Below are 18871 nucleotides of genomic sequence, written 5' to 3'. Positions count from 1 at the left end.
TCCGTATATCTGAAAGCTGACTTGCTCATTTGAAGCTAGCGAGATTTTGCAATCTCTTTTATAGTCGATTACTCGACTGTGCTTACTCACTCGTTGTTCAGTTTTCAAAGATCAATTATTCTTTCGTACGCTGTCGTGTTACCGAAGCAGCGAGAAGTAATATACCATGTTCATTTTTTATTTGCAAGCTTTTTTTGAAATTGTTTTTTAATTCTTTTTCGTTACCAGCCTGTCTGTCTTGCGGCCGGAGTGATAATATAGCATGGATGGTAAACACATGGCAATGTTTTATTTTTCCAATTACAAAATGATTTATTGGCATCAGCCACCACCAGTTACAGCTCCGAATATTTTGCAATCAAACAGATCTCTTCAACTTGGGAACCGCTCTGGTACGTCCACTGTAGTATTGGGTACCGAGCACGCCAGCTATGATGAATATTGAGCCAATAACATGATAGCGGGTTACTTCCTCTCCTAGGAATAATGCGCCCGCGGCAATTGTAACCAACGTGGAAAGATTCGTAAAGACGCTCATTTGGGAAGCCTCGATTTTGGACAAGACATACGTTGACGCTAGAGCCGTTACCAGTGAAGACACTAAACCTAAGAATAGAATAGACACGAGAAAGAGTGGGTGAGACAAAGGCGTTAATAAACTCTCAAAAGATCCTAACTTCCTATGTGTAAGCAAAGAGGAGATCAGAAACACTACAAATCCAGTGCTCAGCATCAAGTAACTGATTTCAGACGGACTAAATTGTTTGGATAAGGAGCGTGYCATTACGCTGTATCCCGCAAATGAAACACTAGTAAGAATTAGCAAGGAAATGCCTGTTATATTAGAGATATCTAACTCAGCTCCCTTCATTAGAAAGATAAATACAACACCGAACACCGAGCAAAATATTGCGAGCTTCTGAGCCCGATTGGTGGATTCTTTCAAAAAGATCGATGCGCACAACATGGTGACGATAGGTGTAAATGCGTAGAGGATCCCCGCCTCAGCGGCCGTTGCGTGTTTTAAGCCATATGCTTGTAAGGTGAAGAAGCCCAATGGATACATAGATGAGAGTAAAAGTGCTTTGCCAATAGGCTTGCCGCGATAACGCAATTTTACGATTCCCAAAGCAACTGGCAGCGATAGTCCAAGAAACGATACGGCGAATCGGTACATCAGAGTATCAAGGGGGGGCGCGTAGTCCAGCGCTATTTTGGCAAATAGAAAAGAGATACCGATGATAACTGCATTAAGTACAGCTAATAAATAAGCAAGTTTTCGTTCTTTGTGGGATGTCATCTCTCCAACTCCTTACAATATAGAATACAAATTGTCTTACAACTGAATGAAACATTCTCTGATATCAGCATAAATCCGCAAGCCCTGCACAACAATCCTTTTACACAGCAACTGTACCGGTACAATTCAAAGTTGAAGATCGGAGATCCAACGCTCATGTACAAATATTTGCTTATTGTGAATGACATTGAACAGCAACTCGAACAGGGACAAATCAAAGCAGGACAGAAGCTTCCTTCTATTAGAGATCTCTCCCTCCGGTATGCATGCAACAAGAGCACTGTGATTCGTGCTTTTACCCTTCTGGAAAGTCGCCATCTCATTTATTCGATTCCACAAAGCGGCTATTACGCGGTTCAACAACGAGGAGCAAGTCTGAAGTTACCTGAGAATACGGTCTTTGACTTCTCCTCTGCTGCACCAGATCCCGAGCTGTTTCCTTACTTGGATTTTAAACATTGTGTGGATAAAGCCTTTGATATGTACAAAAATGAACTATTTATTTATGGGACATCGCAAGGCCTGCCCTCCTTATTACGTCTGCTATGTAAGCATTTGGCTAACTATCAGGTATTTACGAAGCCCGATCACATTCATATCACTTCTGGTGTGCAGCAGGCACTCGCTATCTTGGCGTTGATGCCTTTTCCAAACAAAAAGCGCGGCATTCTAATGGAGCAGCCTAGCTATCATTTGTTTATCCAATTAGTTGAAAGCTACCAGCTGCCCGTACACGGAATTCGTCGGTCACCTCATGGTGATATCGACTTGAATCACTTAGAACATCTCTTCTGTACGGAGGACATAAAGTTCTTCTATACGATGCCGCGTTTTCATAACCCGCTTGGATGCTCCTACTCTGAGCCTACGAAGAAAGCAATTGCCAAGCTGGCCAAACGATACGATGTGTATATTGTTGAAGATGATTATCTGGCCGATCTGGAACTAGATTCAAAATCAGATCCGATCTACGCCTATGATTCTTCTCACGTCATTTATTTAAAAAGCTACGCTAAAATCCTGTTCCCCGGGTTACGGGTTGGAGTTGCCGTTCTCCCATCAGCTCTGGATGACGTATTCGGTACATTTAAAAAGATAGCCGACATTGACAGCCCCATGCTTTCACAAGCTGCCTTGGAAATTTATATTCAGAGTGGCATGTTTGAACGGCGTAAACATGCCATCCGGGATGCCTATTCGAGACGATTAGAACAGTTGCACGAATCTCTGCATGCCTATAACGAGGATAGCTATACCGTGGCTTCCCCACGCCAATCCGGTGTACACACGCATATCACGCTCCCTCCTCACTTGCCGATTCCGCTTTTGTTGGAAAGATTGCGAAAGAAGCAGGTACTCATTCAAAACCTTACACCCCATTATTTACCGAGTTTTGAACCGCTGCCGCTGATGAATCTTAGCATCACACGCGTATCAGAAGAGCGCATCGACAGGGGTGTACGCATTATTGCGAATGAGATCAAGCATATGGTGAAACAGGGCTGGCGCGTCTAAATATAAAAGCTGAGCACCGGACACCGCGTCACTTCCTGCCGACACGGTTCCAAGGACTCAGCCCTTATGTGATTATGGTGTTATCGTTAACTTAGGTCGATCCGTACTGGTGATGCTCTCACTTGATGCAAAAGAGACATTCCCATTTGAATTTACTGCTGACCTGTGGATTGGCTTCAATGTGATCGTTGCGTTAGAGCTGTACCGCTATAACTATTAAAATCAAATTAAAATAACCATCCCGTTTGTGGCTGATTAAGTCGTTCTTCGTATCAACGGTAACGGCCGTTGTTCCTGCTTGATTCGTCGTAGAGTAAGTGCCCTCTCTCACATTCGCGTCATCCACGTCAATCCACGTATTCGGAGCCGTTAGGACAATACCAGCACCATTATAGGCGCCCCGATTCGGAGAAGTTCAAGATGAGACGGAGTTGCCCCAGTAATCTTTGCCTCCATTGCTGCTGATTAGAACCCCAGAGGACAAGGCTGGCGAACCTGTTCCCGGCATATAACCATCCACCGTATTTAAAAAGATACCACCACTGCCTGCCCCTGCGAGGAGCGGATCTGTCGTTAATTCATGCGCATCACTTGGCTCACTGGCAGGGTGGTTACTATAGAAAACATACTGGTTTATTTACTTAGTGGTTTTGCGTGGAATCACACTTTACTACCTATATTTTACACCAAATTGTTGCCTATTTCTCGAGGTACAGCGTTTTATAGAAACAGTAAGATTCATCAAGTATAAGAGGAAGATCCATCATTCTCGTCAAACCAGTACGCGGATTATAATAGTGTTTGTAAGCAATATAGTGATGGAGGCGGAGTACAGTGAACCAGGAGAAACAGTATGATATTGTAATTTATGGAGGGACGGCTGCGGGCATTGTTGCGGCTGTTCAAGCAAAAAGAATGGGCAAAAGTGCGGTCGTGATCGAGCCAAGTCAGCGGATTGGTGGCTTGACCACAGGAGGCCTGGGAGATACGGATGTGGGAATGAAGCAAGCTATTGGCGGCTTGTCCTTGGAGTTTTACAAACGAGTAGCTCGCAAATATTCGCAAGACGGGGCTTGTTGGCTTTTTGAACCCAAAGTAGCGCTCGAAGTACTGCAAGATATGGTTGCGGAAAACAACATCGAAGTCGTTTACGGAAAAAGGCTCGATCTAAAGGACGGGGTGACAAAACAAGGATCAGAGATTATCTCCATTCGGATGGAATCCGGCATTGTATATAAAGCTAAGGTGTTTATTGATGCTTCGTATGAAGGAGATCTGATGGGCAAAGCAGGCGTATCGTATGTTGTCGGCCGGGAGTCCAATGCACAATACGGGGAGACGTTAAACGGCATTCATCCCGGGGATGAACTTAATGAACTACCCAGAGGGATCGATCCTTATGTGCTTAAAGGTGTGCCTTCAAGTGGCTTGCTTTTGCGCGTCAATGCGCACCCMGGTGGCAACGTCGGCGATGGGGACACCAAGCTTCAAGCTTATAACTTTCGCATGTGTTTGACGAACAACCCAGACAACCGGCTGGAGATTGAAAAGCCTGAGGGATACAACGAAGCCGATTATGAAATTTTGTTTCGTGCTATCGAGCAAGGGCAAAACACAAAATTCTTTAAATTAAATATGGTTTCGCCGGATAAGACGGATTCCAATAACAACAGTGGCATTTCTACAGATTACAACGGTATGAACCATAACTATGCGGAGACAGATTATCGTACACGGGAAGAAATATTCAATGCCCATCGAATCTATCAGCAAGGCTATGCCTGGACTATTCAGAATCATCCCCGTGTGCCAGAGGAAATTCGGGCCGTCTACAAACCGTGGGGCTTGCCGCTCGATGAATTCATCGAAAACGGCCATTGGACGCCCCAGCTGTACGTCAGAGAATCCCGTAGATTAATTGGCGATTATGTGGTGACAGAGCATGTCGTCAGACTAGAAGATGAGGTGCCGGATTCCATAGGAATGGGTTCCTTTGCAATGGACTCACACCATACCCAATACTATGTAAACGAAGACGGGCATGTAAGCACGGAGGGCGGTTTCTATGTAAAATTAAAAGCGCCTTATCCGATCAGCTATCGGGCGATTGTACCGAAACGAGCAGAATGCACGAATCTAATCGTACCGATATGTGTTTCTGCTACCCATGCAGCATACGGTTCTATCCGAATGGAGCCTGTATTTATGATCCTGGGGCAATCGGCTGCTATCGCAGCTGCACTGACGCTGGATGCGGACGGCATCGTTCAAAATGTGAAGTATGAGCAACTTCATGCCCTACTTGATAAAGGAAATCAAGTCTTGTATACAGATGTCTAATACCAAGATCACTCATGATTGAACTGGAATCCGAATTTGCGCCGATATTCTCCTGGGGGATGGCCAAATCGTTCGCGGAACACCCGGCTGAAATGGGGGTAGTTCTGGAAGCCAGTCTTCTCGGAAACTTGCTCCAATGAAAGATTGCTGTACAGCACCTGCTGCTGTGCAAGCTTTAACCTAACATCAATACAATAGGCGAACAGGGATTGGCCAAAAGCAGCTTTGAACAGATACGAGCAGCGAGAGACGCTTAATCCGACGGAGGCTGATATTTTTTCCAAACGAAGATGTTCCTGGGCATGATTTTCTATGAATAGCTTAATTTTATATGCGGTATCCGCGCTCTTCGTGCGCTGCTTAATCTGAATCACTTGCTCCAGTGTCAAACAAAGTGCCCTCAACAGATAGTCCATGATCTCTTCATGGTTCTGCATCACTTTTTTCTTTTCGCTAATAATATGCTTCCATAAGGTAATGACTGTATCGTCAAAGCCGATATTGGTTTTGGTTGGCAAGCCTTTGTTATTCCACCACGCGTCTAGCCATTCCCCATTGCCAGCTAGGAAATAGTCTCCAACGGGTTGTACCGCACCCGATTCCGGTGCGCTTCGGGGCTGCACGTTTAGTTCGTTTGGCTGATCTGGCGGATAAATGAGCAGGTCGCCGGGGATGATGGTCTCATATTTCCCATCCACGAGCGCGCGACAGGTTCCTTCTACCTGCAGCCGAAACAGGTAGAAGGTCAGTCCATCTCCATACTTAACGGAATGAGGCTTCGTGTGCGTGAAATAATTCGCATAAATGACGCCGGATCCGTGTAAATCTGACTTCGTCATAGGTAAGGTTCCTCCTGGCAACAGCGATTCTTCTCCGATTGATTATATAATTTGTCTATAAGACAGTACAAGGAGCTGTCCCTTGCAGCCGTTACATGGCTTGAGGGGCAGCTCCTTTGTGACCTTAGACTGACACTAGTTGGAAGATACAACTAAAGCATCATCAAACGATACATTCACTGAGGTGGTTCTGAATCCGATTTTCCCTGTTGTTAATTCCGTTACAGGATTGGTCCATTCTGTCTTCAATGCGCCATCTACATAACCTTTAATCGTATTGCCTTGGATGGAAGCCTTGATCGTATACCACTGGTTCGCCTGAGCTGTGAAAGAAGTGCTGGATACTAAGGTCAACTGTCCATTCACAGCTTTATACAACTCCAGCTTTTGATTCGCTACATTGATTCGATACATATAATAATTATCTGCATTCTGCACCCTGAAGACGATACCTGCATTGGCATTGGTAATAGGCATTTTCACTTTGCCCTCATACGTATAATCTGTCCATGAATCACCAGCAGTAATAAGCGCAGTGGTCGAAGCACTCTGGAGCAGGGTTTTCGTATCTGCACTCACCACACTCCATGAACCTGAAGATGACGTCCATCCTGTCATATTTCCATCTTCAAAATCATCGTTCAAGGGGACAATAGGGTAAACCATCGCATCGTCAAAATGGACACCCATCGAGGTGGTGCGGAATCCGATCCCCCCTGTGGTCAATTCCGTTACAGGATTGGTCCATGCCATTTTTAACTCTCCATCCACATAACAAGAGATCTTGTTCCCCTCAATAACCGCCTTAACCGTATACGACTTCTTCTCTATGGCTGCAAACGGGGTACTTGTTACAAGCGTCATTAGTCCATTAATGGATTTGTACAATTCCAACTTCTGATTGGATGAATTGATGCGATACATATAATAGTTATTGGCGTCCTGGACCCTGAAGACAACGCCTGCATTGGCATTGGTAATACCCATTTCCAGTCTGGCCTCATACGCATAATCCGACCATGAACTTCCTGCATTGGCAGTAATAAGAGATGTTGATGTCTGACTGCCGCTAGACAGTACTTTATTTGTGCCGTCTGTCGGTACGGTCCAACTGCCTGTAACGGATGTCCAACCTGCCATATCTCCGTCTTCGAAATTGTCGCTGAACAACGGCTTTGTATTGGCGAAGATAATGCCACTTACATTTTCATTTATTACACTAACCTTCAAGTCGGTCAGGTTTGTTGCAAGCTTACCTTTCACATATACATCAGAGAACATGACACCGTTAACCATTCCGCCTTTGGTGACATTCCCGGAAAGTCTGGATTGCTCAGATCCTACCTCACGAAGATTAATGTTCTTTAATACGACATTGCTTACATTGCCGGAAGTGCTAGTACTAACTGTAAGCCAATGATTCCCGAATTGATTGATACCTACTCGTTCGATGTCAATATTTTCAAACGTAATATTTTGAGCGTAACCTTCCTCCGGAAGCGTATTAAGTGTGTAACCATGATCAATCAGCAATGCCCTTGCGCTTTGATACACATACGAATTTCGGACGGTCACTCCGATCTGCGCCTGGGCTACCCCCTGCCCAATTTTGAAAGCTGCGCATCTTGTCCATGCAAGGGCATCATCAAAGACTACATTTTCCAAATGTTCAAGTGCTCCAGGCCATCCGCTAGACATTCCCGTCTGCAACCAGGTTTTCGTAGAATACGTGTCATCATCCGATATGGCAATCGCATGTTTAACAAGCACATTCTGACTCTCATTGATATCGATAACATCATTCTCGATTTTGTATAAATCTTGGAATCCCTTGAGATTTTTGATGGTAACATTGTCGGAACGAACAACCATGAACGACCAGAAACCCGCATCCCGTAAGATTAAACCATCAAAATTAAAATTTGTAGTTGCCAGCGGGACTAACAAGTTATTAATAAGTCCTTCATTTTTATTCGGTGCTGGCATTTTCCGCTCTCGCATCGCTATGCCTTTTCCATCAATGGTTCCCCGTCCTCGTATGGTAATATTGCTGGAGTCTACGGCAGTACGAATATAATACGTGCCATCCGCATTTCGTGAATCTTTCCGAAAATCAATCGCGTAGTCTTCACCCCTGCCTGTGCCGACAATGACAGCGCCTCCGGCTAGGTAAAAGGTTACATTGCTTTTTAACGTTAGGTTGCCGCTTTTATAGACACCGGCCGGAACAAATACAGTGCCGCCGCCAGCTTGATAGGCGGCATCGATAGCCTGCTGAATCGCATTCGATGCCATCGATGTCCCTGTATTATCCGCGTTGTATGGCGATTGGGTCACATTATAAATCCCTGCGCCTGTGGACGGGGGAATATTCGTCTCCAAGGGATCTGCTGCAATGACAATCTTCTTCGTCTGGTCATTGATATTTACGATCACATATGTTGAAGAAGAAAGTGAAAACGTTAACTTGTTCCCATTGACCGTTCCCTCGATGTTTTTGGCCATTGGACTAATGGAATAAGATGTAATCGGCACATTAGCAGTAACTTCGATACTGACCGTGCCGGAAAAAGAAAATTCAGCATAGTCATAGTCATCCTTATAGCTGATTACAGGAACCGATTGGTTATCCGCTTTCAATGAATATACACTGGATGAGGTATAGATGGATGGCATCGGGTAATTCTGAATCGTGGCCGGAGCTGCTTCAGATGTCCGAGGTAAAAATCCAATGATTATTATGGCAAGCACTACCAACAAACTGACAGATTTTCTTGTAATTGCAAACATTATAATACCTCCTTAAAATTATTCACTGCCCACCGATAAAAAGGGAGCGAAGCTCCGTTCGTCATACAAGCTCCTTGCATTCCGAAATTTGAAAGCGTTAACATTTTCACGAAAACAAACAGATTTATTTTGGGGCATCCCCCCCTTTCTCTTTGCATGAAAACACAGATAAGAGGAGAACCTACGCCAGTCGTTGCAAGCAAGTTCTCCTCTTATTGTCATTTCATGATGATTACTTATTTTTTCACAGTTGCATACCAGTCATTTACTTCTTTGAAGCTTGCATCTCCGCCTGATGTTTTGAATTTAGCAATAAAAGCATCCAATCCTGCAAATTGCTCAGCCCCAAAGATCAACTTCGTTGTGTAGTCGTTTGACAACGTGTTAAGTTGTTGGAAATTTTTGGAGAATTCTGCCATGTATGGCGCATATCCTAATTTGTCGATCACTCTTGTTTTTTCTGGCGCCAAACCGTTCATAAGGTTCCAGCCATCGAATAAACGCATATCTTTACGTACGCGTGCTTGCCAGTAAGTTGGATAATTTTTATCATCGGATCCCATTAAGAAGTTGTTCGCTTGATTACGCTCATCGGTAAAGATCGGTTGAATCGGTGTATAGGCCCCGTCTTTGAACGTGTAGTGTTTGTTTTCTTCCCCGATAGCCATCGTTTTGAATGTTTCTTTCTCCAGCTTCGCGTTTATCCATTTAATGGCATCTTCAGGATGCTTGGAAGCCTTCGGGATGAATGTAATACGGTCAAAGCCTTTGGAAGCGGACAACCCTGCTTTACCATCTTTACCTGTCAAAGCTGGAATAAATGTTGCTTTCGCAGTTGGAATGTTTTTCGTTAAAGCATCAGCGATCGTAGGTACATCCGACCAGTTCATCATCAGTATGCCGGCTTTACCACTAGTAAATTTCTCTTTGGTTGTTGCGGCTTTATTCGCAGCAAACTCTTTATCGATAAGACCTTGTTTAAATAAATCGGATACAAAAGTGGCATAATCTTTGAATGCTGGGTCAAGCACACGAGGCGTTAATTTTCCATTGACATCATTCCAGAAATTCGGCATTCCGAAAGCGCCTACAATATTAGCAATGAAGGAAGAATCTCCACCAACAGTTAATGGAATATTCGTATCGCCATTTCCTCCTGGATCTTTCTCTTTAAACGCTTTCAATACAGTAACTAGCTCGTCAAGTGTTGTAGGCATCTTCAGACCGACCTTATCCAACCAATCTTGACGAATGTACAAGCTGGTAGATACGGTATTCAAGCTCTTTGTTGGGATACCATACAGTTTGCCATCGACTTTCGCTGCTTCTAATGCTTCTGGGTCAATGGCTGCTTTAATGTTAGGTCCATATTTATCGATCAAAGGTCCTAGGTCAACAAGTGCACCTTTTTTGGCATAGTCAGCATAAAGCGCCTTGAAGTCAGTGGATCCAGCTGTCGTAACCACATCATACGATTCCCCGGAAGCGATCAAGATATTCAGCTTATCTTGCGGTTTATCTTGAGGGAGCATGTCGTATTGAACCTTATACCCTGTTGCCTTTTCCAAAAATGTTGCAACCGGGTACGTGTTGTAGTCCTCCTTCTGCCAAATCTGTAAAGATTTGAGTCCTGGCTTCGGCGCTTCAGGTGTTGGTGCTGCTGTTGCAGCAGCAGTTGCAGGGGCATTGGTGCTACTAGTTTTCGTGTCACCTGAGGAACAAGCCACGAGCGATGAAGCGGACAAACCAGCTGTAAGCGTAACGAGCATCAGCTTTTTGTATCTTTTTAACATACATAAACCTCCCTAGTTCATTTTGTTATCATATCATTAGGCCCTCGATGAAAACATCTAAGGCGTTAACGCAACACTAGCCTTTCACAGAACCAATCAGAACGCCTTTGACGAAATGTTTTTGAAGAAACGGATACACAAGGAGCATCGGGATAATGGAAGCAATAACCGTTGCTGAGCGAATACCTTCTGGTGAAATATTCATCATGTCATCCACACTTTTATTCAATGCCGTTGAGCTGTCTGCATCCATAACAATATCCCGTAGATATAATTGAAGTGGTTTCAAACTTCCTTTTGAGATATACAGCATAGGATGAAAGTAATCATTCCAGAAGTACACCGCATAGAATAGCGCTATTGTGGCAACAACCGGCGTACTAAGCGGAAGAATGATACGGAAGAGAATCGTGAAATTGCGAGCACCATCCATTTTGGCTGACTCCTCTAACGCTTCTGGTAAAGATTCATAATAGCTCTTAATTACCAATAGATTAAACACACTAATCAGTGCAGGCAGCATTAAGGACCACAAACTATTGATGAGGTGGAGTTCTTTCATAAGTAAGTAATTCGGAATGATTCCACCGTTAAACAGCATTGTAAATATGAACATAATTAAAACAAATGGAATTCCTGGCAGATGCTTCTTAGATAATGGATACGCTGTCAAAGCCGTTAACATAATAGCAAGTACAGTCCCCACAACCATGACAATCAGGGAGACCGAGATCGAATGTAAAAACTGACTTGAAGATACAACATATTTCATCGTATCTAGCTGAAAACCTACAGGCAGAATACCGACCTTACCTGACAGAACAGCAGTTTCCTCACTTAATGCTTTGGATAGCACGTTGAGCATTGGCAATAGCGTAAGTACGCCAGACAATAACAGCGCAGCATATACGCAGATATCTAGGGTCAAATCTCCGATTGTTTTCTTTTTCATAGCTGCACCTCCTACCAAATGCTTCGCTTGACCACTTTTTTGCTGAGCTCATTTCCCAACACGATCAAGAGGAATCCAATTACGGAATTGAACAAACCTACTGCTGTACTAAAGCTATAATCTTGCTGTCCAAGACCTACCCGATAAACGTAAGTCCCTATGACATCACCTGATTGATAAACAACCGAATTATACATGGTTAGAATTTGTTCCGTACCCGCTTCTAGCAAGTATCCCAGTCGCAAAACCAGAATCAAAATGATCGTTGGCACGATACCTGGTAGGGTAATGTGTGCCATCTGACGAATTCGCCCAGCACCATCAATGGAAGCTGCTTCATATTGTTCTTGTTCGATGCCTGCAATGGCTGCGATGAAAATAATCGTGTTCCAACCGGATTCCTTCCACCCTGCGGTAAATACCAGCACACTTCGGAAATAATGGTTATCTAGAAAGAAAGCAATGGGTGTTCCACCGAAATATTGAATCACATTATTAATTAAACCACCGCTCGGAGAAAGGATCGTTAGAAATAACCCTGAAATGATGACCCATGATAAGAAATGAGGTAGAAATATAATCGTTTGAATCGTACGTTTGAACCAGCTCTTCCGCACTTCATTTAATAAGAGCGCGATGAAAATCGGAACTGGGAAGAGCAGCACGAGCTTGTACAAGCTGATTAAGAGCGTATTGATAAACACTTGTATAAATTCATCCGAATGGATTAGCTTCGTGAATTGTGCTAAACCAACCCATTTGCTGCCCGTAAAGCCATCGAAAATGTTGAAATCCATAAACGCGATGATAATACCGTACATAGGCGTGTATTTGAATAAAAGCAGAAAAAGCAATCCAGGAATGAGCAGAACGTAGAGATCTATGTTCGTGCGGAAAAGCTTCCATCTATTTTTGCTGACCTTCGTCGTTTCCACACGTTGTTTTACTTCTGTTGTTGCAACACTCATTTCGCGTTCACCTCCAAGTTGTTATATCTGTATTATAAAGAGCCTATGAACCTATCTGTAGATGGTGATCTTTGTGTTTCTGGTACTATCTTATGGTGTTTTTACAAATAACGACATGAAAGAGACTCGCGATATACTCGCGAGCCTCTTTCGGTAATGCGCTTATTTCTTAACGCTTATATACCAAGCATTCACTTCTTGGTAACTCACTTCGCCACCAGCATCTTTGAATTTCTGCCGAAATGCCTCCAAATCATGAATAGCCTCAGCACCGAAAACAAGCTTCGTGGTGTATTCAGCTACAAGCGTATTCAGCATTAGGAATTTCTTCGAAAATTCAGGCAAAAATGGCGCGAATCCAAGGGGATCGGGAATTCGGGTACTAGCCGGTTCTGTCACATTAATGAATTTCCATGCTTCAAATACTCGTATGTCTTTACGAACACGAGCTTGCCAGTACACAGGATAGATCTTATCATCTGTCCCCGTAAGGAAGTTGTTCGCCTGTCCTCGATTCTCATTAAACTGAGGTAGAATAGGTGTGTACGCGTTATCCTTCACCGTATATTCCTTATTCTCTTCACCAATGGTCATGGTTCTGAATATCGTTGGATCCAGCTTGCTGTTCATCCATTTCATCATATCTTCTGGATGCTTGGAAGCTTTGGGGATAAAAGTCAAACGATCAAATCCTCTACTTTCGCTAAGTCCTAGCATGCCATCCTTTCCTACAACGGCAGGAATATATGCCGTTTTGGCAGTAGGTACATTTTTCACCAAAACATCGATCATTGCTGGTATGTCCGCCCAATGTACAACAATCATCCCCGCTCTACCACTTGTGAATTTCTCTTTGGCTGTCACATCTTTATTCGCGGCAAACTCCTTATCTAACAACCCCMGATTAAAGAGATCCGACATGAAAGCGACATAATCTTTATAATGAGGGTCCAATATACGCGGCGTCAGGTTACTATTCACCAGGTTCCAGAAATTCGGCATGCCAAAGGCGCCTACGATATTGGGAGCGAACACGGCTTCGCTTTTCATCGTAAATGGTATGTTTATATCACCATTACCACCTGGATCCTTATCTTTAAATGCTTGTAAGACAGCAACCAATTCATCAAGGGTCCTTGGTGCCTTCAAACCAACCTTGTCGAGCCAATCTTGACGTATAAATAAGCTCTCGCCAGAGGAGGAAAGTGACTTCGTTGGAATGGCATACAGCTTGCCATCAATTTTGGCAGCTTCCAATGCTTCTGGATCCACGCCAGCCTTAATGTTCTGCCCATATGTATCAAGAAGAGGTCCCAAATCAAGAAGGGCCCCTTTCCTGGCATAATCGGCGTATAGTGATTTGAAATCTGTTGTTCCAGTCGTCGTGATTGCATCGAAGGGTTCTCCAGAAGCTATCAGAATATTGAGCTTATCTTGAGGCTTATCTTGCGGAAGCATCTCATATTTCACCTTATAACCCGTAGCACTCTCTAAATACTTGGCCACAGGATTCGAATTATAATCTTCCTTTTGCCATAATTGAAGTGCCCTTAGCTCCGGCTTATTGGGATTTGCCTGTACAGACGGAGTATCTTTAAGATTTGAGCTGGTCCCTGACTTACAGGCTGCAAGGCTTGTTGAAGCGAGACAGACGACAATCGCAATCAGGCATTTAATTCTAATCGAGTTACGCATGATGATCCTCCCTGGAATTCCGATGCTGTCTGCATATGCTACAGCTGAACCTTGCGGTGATTGTCGTCCCTTCCCCAGGTTGTGACTGTATACTTAATCCGTGGGATTCTCCGGAAAACAAACGAATTCGCTCGTTCACATTGAATAAGCCATACGAGCTGCCTGAGCCGTCAGTTCGCACAACAGGCCTTGGTTCAGTAAGCAGCGTTTGGGCAAAATCAGGCTCCATCCCTATGCCATCATCGGTAACGGATAATAGCAATTCATTTCCCTCAATCCAAGCACTAATCGTAATTTTGCCCGACTTTCCTTTTGATTTACGTATGCCATGAAGCAAAGCATTTTCTACGATAGGCTGCAAGGTAAGCTTCGGAATGAAACAAGATTCTAAAGAAGCTCTGACTTCATTCACCTCCTCCATTCCATCTTGGCCTCCTAACTCAAACACAAACTCAAAGCTTTTGGGAAAACGTGTCTGCTGAATTTCAAGATACACCTTCGCTAGCTCTAGTTCATCTGTCACGGTTACCACGTCTTTGCCTTTGTTCAAACTTAGTCGGAAATATCGGGCAAGTCCATCAATCATCTGACTAATATCATGCGCTTTATGCCCAATTGCAATCCAATTAATGGTATCCAGCGTGTTATACAGGAAGTGCGGATTAATTTGAGCTTGCAGCGCACGGAGCTGCGCTTCACGCTCTAAGACTTTTGATTGATAGGTTTCCTCCATCAAATCCCTAACCCGATGGATAAGATGATCCACACTTTTCTCGAGTAGATAAAAGTCGCCATCTGATGCCGTAGTCCTTTCATCCAGCCCAGCCATGCCCTCACGCTTAATAACTTTAATAACCGTCTGCACACGGCGATTCATCCCGCGAACGATGAACGCAACCAGAATGAAAACAAGAATGAGAAATAACACCGTCACACCGGTTAGTGTCGCCACGCTCGAGAATTGATTCAGCGTTGCAGCCCGAGAGCTGATTCCGTTCTTGGGAACCTCTGCAACGATCTTCCAACCGGTCGCTTTGACAGTTGTATATACAACATATTGTTGATTATCGTCCTCGATAATTGGAGAAACACCCTCCACATTGCCTTCGATTGCTTTAAGGACTGCTTCTGATTTGAACTTATTGCCTAGCAAGGATTTATCACTGTGAAAGATGATCGTACCATCCTGCGCCACCATGAAGACATGTTGATCTTTATTAAGCGAAATGCTGGAGAACATGTTTTCAAGCGACTTCGCATCCACATCTATGGATAAGAAACCTGACAAATTCGTATAATCTTCTGGATTTTTTAATAATCGGATGCCTGAATATATATACATTTGTTGCTTATCTGGATCTATAAAATTCTCTAAATAAACCCCCGTCCAAACAAGCTGTCCACCCGCGTCCACAACATTTTGATACCAAGGACGCTTTTGAAGCGTTTCGATCGGGAAGAAATTTACTTTTTCATKGGAGAACAGTTTTTTCTCATCGACATACAAACGCACACGGAACACATTTGAATTCGTTTGCCMGTTATCAATTAAATAGCGTAATTCTTTCAAAGCGTCAATTTGTTCGCTATATGTCGTCGAATTGTTTAGGTATTGCTGCAGTTTGGGATTTAAAAACAACGAATTTGAGGTATCCCGTAAGGAATCCAATTGATGATCCAAATTAATTTCAGCCTGTTTGAGAGTTTGAAGCATCGATCGCGTCACTTCTTCTTCCAGAATACGCGAATAACGCTGGGAATACGCATAGATGAAAATGGAAGCCGGAATGAGAATTAGCACCACGTAGGCAATGAGCCAGAATCTAGCTGCGAGAACGTTTCTGAGAATCATCGCGGTAAATGTCCTGCTTCTATTTTTGAGAATCATGATGGCCCCTACTCTCTTTACATGACTTGATCTCGATATGTGCTTGGTGTGTAACCGGTATATTTTTTAAAGATTTTGCTAAAATAACTAGGATCCGAATACCCCACTGCATAACACACTTCATAAAACTTATTCGCTGGATCCTTCAATAGCGCTTTCGCCTGCTCCACGCGTACCTTGGTCATATATTCGTTAATGGTTTCCCCCGTTTCTTGTTTAAAAAGCAAACACAAATACGTCGTGGACAGGAATACTTCCGTCGCTATATCACCTACTTGCAAATTCTCCGCATACCGTTTATCGATAATCGCTCGCGTTCGTTCTATCACATTTTTAGATTTGCCATTTCTTTTCTCACCAATGCGCTCACATACTTCCAACAAAAACACTTCAACAAGACGATGCAAAGCACCTAACGTTTCTTGCTGAAACACTTTGGCCATGAGCTCGTTCTCTTTGCTTTCGAGATCTTGCTTCTGTACGTGCAGCTCCAACAATATTCGGCTGGCTAGAAGCAGCAGTTGAAGACTGATGTTACGTCCATAAGCAATACCATCTGTCCGATTACGTGACAGCGCATTGTATATCTCGTTTAGCTCCTCTTGCACTTTCAACGTATCTGCAGACTTCAAGGAGGAGACGATACGCTCTTGCTGTGAGGCATCAAACCGATATACACTCTCCTCGGCTTGTTCCAAATTATCCATAGAAATGATCTGATTTTTGCCTAAAAACCATCGTTGATCGGCCGCTTCCTTCGCTTGTGAATAGGATTGCGGCAGGCTGGCAAGTCTGGAAATTCGTTCTCCTACCCCGATTGTAACACTGATTTTCAAATAATTATGAAGGCTTTCGCGGACTTCCTCCGCCAAGGTGAACAGCAAGCTTTCCTGATCAACTTCCTGAGTCATGCGAAGAATCCCTACGAATTCGCCGATCTGATTTTCAAAAACATAACCGCCAATCTCTCTCTCAATGAGCTCTTGCACAATATTCAGAACCGAATAGGACAGCAACTGTTGGTCTCTTTCAGACCTGGTTTGCGCAACCTCTGTAGCATCATCGATACGAATGGCAATGACCCAATAGGCTCCCTCCATCGGCAAGTTCAAATGAAGGAAATCAATACGATCCTGCACACGTGATGGGTACATAACACCTTCCCGAATCAGTGACATGAGGAATTTCTCCTGCAACAGGGGCATGCTCTGTATGAGCTTGACTTGCATATCTTCAATGAGCTTGCGCTCTTGATGCTCCGCATTGAGAGAGCTTACTAATCGTTCGATAACAATCTCCAGCTCGCCTAAATTGACTGGTTTAAACATATAATCAACCGCTTTAACCTTCAGCGCAGATTTCAAATACTCAGCATCATCGTGACCGCTGACGAACACAATTTTGATATGAGGAAACCGTTCACTTAATTGGTTGGACATCTGAATCCCATCCATATTGGGCATTCGTACATCTGTTAAGATGAGATCCGGCTTCTCACGCTCAATCACCTCAAGCGCTACATCACCATCATCTGCTTCGCCTACAACCTCAATTCCGAATGCCTTCCAGTCAAAATAATTACTTAACCCGAAACGAACTGTCGGTTCATCGTCCACAATGACAAGTTTATACATCTGGTGTCGGCCTCCTTAGTAGCAGTTCTCTCTATTATAACTTGGACAAAGTCATGAGACATAGGAGGATCTTATGATTTCTGGTGCGATCTTAAGGTGCGGATAGGAGGGCTGTTGTATGACCAATATAGAATTCTCCTTGAATGCGAATATGTTCAAAAGGCAGTGTCGGATTGGCAATCCGCCACAGCATCCGGTCCGCTGCGCGATATCCGGTTTGTGAGATTGGAAGAAGCGGACGTGTAAATTCCGGCAATGTTTCGGGTTGCTCATTGAGGAAGCCGACTAAAGAGATATCATCTGGGATTCGGAGCTGAAGTGCCTTGCAGGTGTCATAGACCACAGGCACTTCATGATCGATGCCGCAAATGATGGCCGTTGGCTGTAGTTGTTGAATTTGGTGGAGGAGTTCATTATGCCACTCTAAGTTGGTGTCGCGGGGGCCGATGCAATGCTCGAAGGGCGCGATCGTGATGCCAGAAGCTTGCATCGCATAGCCAAACGCCTGCCAACGCAGAATCGATCCTCGCTGCATTTGGATGTCACCCACATACATAATGCGCTCGTGCCCTTGACTTCGCAGATAAGCAACAGCCTGGCAAGTCGCTTCATAGACATCCCAGATCACGCTGTCAATTTTGACACCGGATGGTGGAAAGCTTAGCAGAATTCGGGGCATGGAAAGGTTAAAAAGCTCCGTCTCCCACTCCTGGGGCAGAATGCTCGGTGCAATAAATATACCGTCCGCATATAGGACTCCTGCTTCCTCTAGCCAAACTGCCATTTTGTCTTGTTTTAAGCGCTGCGGCAGCATAAGCAGCTCAATGCGATGCCCGAAGGAAAAGAATCGTTCTTGCAGCCCTTGCAGCAGCAGGCGATTATACGACACAGATTCCGCAGTCTGAACAAGCAGAAAACGCAGGCGCTCATTCGGGTAAGGCGCGATATGATCCAGTCTCAAACTGCGGATCTGGTCCATTGTGTAATAGCCGAGTTTCTCGGCGGTTTGGACAATAAGTTGGCGGGTCGCTTCCGACATGCCATGCTTGCCCTTCAGTGCTTTATTCACGGTTTGTACCGTTAAGCCAAGCTCGATGGCAATTGTTTTCATGGTGACTGCTTTGCGGGTTGGCATGGGGTTGTTGCACCTCCAGGAC

At 44.2% G+C, this 18871-nt stretch carries 14 protein-coding genes; 2 read left to right on the top strand and 12 right to left on the bottom strand.

Annotation, left to right across the window (positions count from 1 at the left end; genetic code table 11):
* Window positions 1-115: 115 nt before the first annotated feature.
* Window positions 116-322 carry a hypothetical protein gene (locus AB4114_RS26090; RefSeq protein ID WP_441991084.1) on the bottom strand — a complete coding sequence of 69 codons (207 nt, stop codon included), beginning with the start codon at window positions 320-322 and terminating at the stop codon, window positions 116-118.
* A gap of 36 nt (window positions 323-358) precedes the next feature.
* A complete protein-coding gene (locus tag AB4114_RS26085; protein ID WP_441991083.1) occupies window positions 359-1300 on the bottom strand; it encodes a DMT family transporter in 942 nt (313 codons plus the stop codon).
* Window positions 1301-1456: 156 nt separating this feature from the next.
* Here AB4114_RS26085 and AB4114_RS26080 point away from each other — a divergent pair, with 156 nt between their 5' ends.
* Window positions 1457-2815, top strand: coding sequence for an aminotransferase-like domain-containing protein (locus tag AB4114_RS26080; protein ID WP_441991082.1), 1359 nt, complete (start codon window positions 1457-1459; stop codon window positions 2813-2815).
* Window positions 2816-3008: 193 nt separating this feature from the next.
* On the opposite strand, the gene AB4114_RS26075 is transcribed toward AB4114_RS26080, so the two are convergent.
* The gene (locus tag AB4114_RS26075) at window positions 3009-3161 is read right to left on the bottom strand and encodes a hypothetical protein (protein WP_441991081.1); all 153 of its coding nucleotides are present in this window, start codon (window positions 3159-3161) and stop codon (window positions 3009-3011) included.
* Between the two features lie 488 nt (window positions 3162-3649).
* On the opposite strand from AB4114_RS26075, the gene AB4114_RS26070 reads away from it, so the two are divergent.
* Entirely contained in the window at window positions 3650-5155 is a 1506-nt protein-coding gene (locus tag AB4114_RS26070; RefSeq protein WP_441991080.1) for an FAD-dependent oxidoreductase, read from the top strand.
* 8 nt (window positions 5156-5163) lie between these two features.
* Here the strand turns inward: AB4114_RS26070 and AB4114_RS26065 are convergent, their stop codons facing one another.
* The 9 genes from AB4114_RS26065 to AB4114_RS26025 all read right to left on the bottom strand — a co-directional run bounded on the left by AB4114_RS26065 (window position 5164) and on the right by AB4114_RS26025 (window position 18849).
* On the bottom strand, window positions 5164-5994 hold the full coding sequence (locus tag AB4114_RS26065; RefSeq protein WP_441991079.1) for a helix-turn-helix domain-containing protein: 831 nt from the start codon (window positions 5992-5994) through the stop codon (window positions 5164-5166).
* A gap of 135 nt (window positions 5995-6129) precedes the next feature.
* On the bottom strand, window positions 6130-8784 hold the full coding sequence (locus AB4114_RS26060) for a family 16 glycoside hydrolase (RefSeq protein WP_441991078.1): 2655 nt from the start codon (window positions 8782-8784) through the stop codon (window positions 6130-6132).
* Window positions 8785-9020: 236 nt separating this feature from the next.
* Window positions 9021-10577: an extracellular solute-binding protein gene (locus AB4114_RS26055; protein WP_441991077.1), complete on the bottom strand. Its 1557-nt coding sequence runs from the start codon at window positions 10575-10577 to the stop codon at window positions 9021-9023.
* A gap of 76 nt (window positions 10578-10653) precedes the next feature.
* On the bottom strand, window positions 10654-11529 hold the full coding sequence (locus AB4114_RS26050; RefSeq protein WP_441991076.1) for a carbohydrate ABC transporter permease: 876 nt from the start codon (window positions 11527-11529) through the stop codon (window positions 10654-10656).
* A gap of 11 nt (window positions 11530-11540) precedes the next feature.
* Window positions 11541-12497: an ABC transporter permease gene (locus tag AB4114_RS26045; RefSeq protein ID WP_441991075.1), complete on the bottom strand. Its 957-nt coding sequence runs from the start codon at window positions 12495-12497 to the stop codon at window positions 11541-11543.
* Between the two features lie 162 nt (window positions 12498-12659).
* Window positions 12660-14192 carry an extracellular solute-binding protein gene (locus tag AB4114_RS26040; RefSeq protein WP_441991074.1) on the bottom strand — a complete coding sequence of 511 codons (1533 nt, stop codon included), beginning with the start codon at window positions 14190-14192 and terminating at the stop codon, window positions 12660-12662.
* Window positions 14185-16044 carry a sensor histidine kinase gene (locus AB4114_RS26035; RefSeq protein ID WP_441991073.1) on the bottom strand — a complete coding sequence of 620 codons (1860 nt, stop codon included), beginning with the start codon at window positions 16042-16044 and terminating at the stop codon, window positions 14185-14187. The genes AB4114_RS26040 and AB4114_RS26035 overlap by 8 nt, the downstream gene beginning before the upstream one ends.
* Before the next feature lie 53 nt (window positions 16045-16097).
* A complete protein-coding gene (locus AB4114_RS26030; protein ID WP_441991072.1) occupies window positions 16098-17714 on the bottom strand; it encodes a response regulator in 1617 nt (538 codons plus the stop codon).
* A 91-nt stretch (window positions 17715-17805) separates the two neighbouring features.
* A complete protein-coding gene (locus AB4114_RS26025) occupies window positions 17806-18849 on the bottom strand; it encodes a LacI family DNA-binding transcriptional regulator (protein ID WP_441991071.1) in 1044 nt (347 codons plus the stop codon).
* Window positions 18850-18871 lie beyond the last annotated feature (22 nt).

Origin of the sequence: Paenibacillus sp. 2RAB27, assembly GCF_052115445.1 — a bacterium.
Taxonomy (GTDB): domain Bacteria; phylum Bacillota; class Bacilli; order Paenibacillales; family NBRC-103111; genus Paenibacillus_E.
The sequence above is the reverse complement of the archived record's forward strand: the minus strand, read 5'-3'. Positions and strand labels throughout refer to the sequence as shown.

Coding starts and splice junctions, on each gene's coding strand:
- AB4114_RS26060 (WP_441991078.1), bottom strand. CDS start 8,784: ATGTTTGCAATTACAAGAAAATCTGTCAGTTTGTTGGTAGTGCTTGCC.
- AB4114_RS26050 (WP_441991076.1), bottom strand. CDS start 11,529: ATGAAAAAGAAAACAATCGGAGATTTGACCCTAGATATCTGCGTATAT.
- AB4114_RS26025 (WP_441991071.1), bottom strand. CDS start 18,849: ATGCCAACCCGCAAAGCAGTCACCATGAAAACAATTGCCATCGAGCTT.
- AB4114_RS26065 (WP_441991079.1), bottom strand. CDS start 5,994: ATGACGAAGTCAGATTTACACGGATCCGGCGTCATTTATGCGAATTAT.
- AB4114_RS26080 (WP_441991082.1), top strand. CDS start 1,457: ATGTACAAATATTTGCTTATTGTGAATGACATTGAACAGCAACTCGAA.
- AB4114_RS26045 (WP_441991075.1), bottom strand. CDS start 12,497: ATGAGTGTTGCAACAACAGAAGTAAAACAACGTGTGGAAACGACGAAG.
- AB4114_RS26090 (WP_441991084.1), bottom strand. CDS start 322: ATGCCAATAAATCATTTTGTAATTGGAAAAATAAAACATTGCCATGTG.
- AB4114_RS26055 (WP_441991077.1), bottom strand. CDS start 10,577: ATGTTAAAAAGATACAAAAAGCTGATGCTCGTTACGCTTACAGCTGGT.
- AB4114_RS26030 (WP_441991072.1), bottom strand. CDS start 17,714: ATGTATAAACTTGTCATTGTGGACGATGAACCGACAGTTCGTTTCGGG.